This is a genomic window from Photobacterium piscicola, from assembly GCF_900166965.1.
GTDB classification, from domain to species: domain Bacteria; phylum Pseudomonadota; class Gammaproteobacteria; order Enterobacterales; family Vibrionaceae; genus Photobacterium; species Photobacterium piscicola.
The window spans coordinates 1-1,126 of record NZ_FUZI01000039.1; the positions used below are offsets into that span (position 1 = coordinate 1).

The window sequence follows — 1,126 nt, forward strand, 5'->3', positions numbered from 1 at the left end:
GTGGTTCATGACTGGGGTGAAGTCGTAACAAGGTAGCCCTAGGGGAACCTGGGGCTGGATCACCTCCTTACCTAAAGACTTATGCTGTTTTATGCAGTGTCCACACAGATTGCCTGGTTAAAATGTAGAACGTAAAAAGACTTGGGTCTGTAGCTCAGGTGGTTAGAGCGCACCCCTGATAAGGGTGAGGTCGGTGGTTCGAGTCCACTCAGACCCACCACTTTTTCTCCCAGAAAAAGTGATGGTATAGTCTTTTAAATCGTTGGGGTTATAGCTCAGCTGGGAGAGCGCCTGCCTTGCACGCAGGAGGTCTGCGGTTCGATCCCGCATAGCTCCACCACTTTCTAAATATATTCAAAGTAATGAATGTGATTAGAAAGTGGTTATCTAACGATGATTACATGTTCTTTAACAATCTGGAAAGCTGACTAGTAAATTTAATCGAAAGATTAATTTTAAAATGTTTTTATTCTCTGAATAAAAACGAGTTCTCAAAACAACACACATTCAAGTGTCTTGATTTTGTTTTTGCTTTTTAAAGTGAAGACAAATAAATGAGTCCGGCGAAAAACCAATGTTTAATATTTTCTTGATCGAATTATTAAACGCAAACCTTGGTTGTTTGAACATACAAGACCTCTTGGGGTTGTATGGTTAAGTGACTAAGCGTACACGGTGGATGCCTTGGCAGTCAGAGGCGATGAAGGACGTATTAACTTGCGATAAGCCCAGATTAGGCAGTAAAAGCCTCTTGAGTCTGGGATTTCCGAATGGGGAAACCCACTTGCATAAGCAAGTATCATTAACTGAATACATAGGTTAATGAGGCAAACCGGGGGAACTGAAACATCTAAGTACCCCGAGGAAGAGAAATCAACCGAGATTCCGGTAGTAGCGGCGAGCGAAACCGGATTAGCCCTTAAGCTAGTTCTGCGTTAGGTGAAGGTTCTGGAAAGTTCCGCGATACAGGGTGATAGCCCCGTAACCAAAAATGCATTATTAGTGAAATCGAGTAGGACGGGACACGTGATATCCTGTTTGAACATGGGGGGACCATCCTCCAAGGCTAAATACTCCTGACTGACCGATAGTGAACCAGTACCGTGAGGGAAAGGCGAAAAGAACC

At 43.7% G+C, this 1,126-nt stretch carries 2 tRNA genes and 2 rRNA genes; all 4 read left to right on the forward strand.

The annotated features are described in order from the left end of the window. Positions 1–70 (forward strand): 16S ribosomal RNA (locus CZ809_RS20670); the annotation flags it as partial. A gap of 73 nt (positions 71–143) precedes the next feature. After that, positions 144–220 (forward strand) — tRNA-Ile (locus CZ809_RS20675). A 44-nt stretch (positions 221–264) separates the two neighbouring features. After that, positions 265–340, forward strand: a tRNA-Ala gene (locus CZ809_RS20680). Positions 341–652: 312 nt separating this feature from the next. Next, positions 653–1,126 (forward strand): 23S ribosomal RNA (locus tag CZ809_RS20685); the annotation flags it as partial.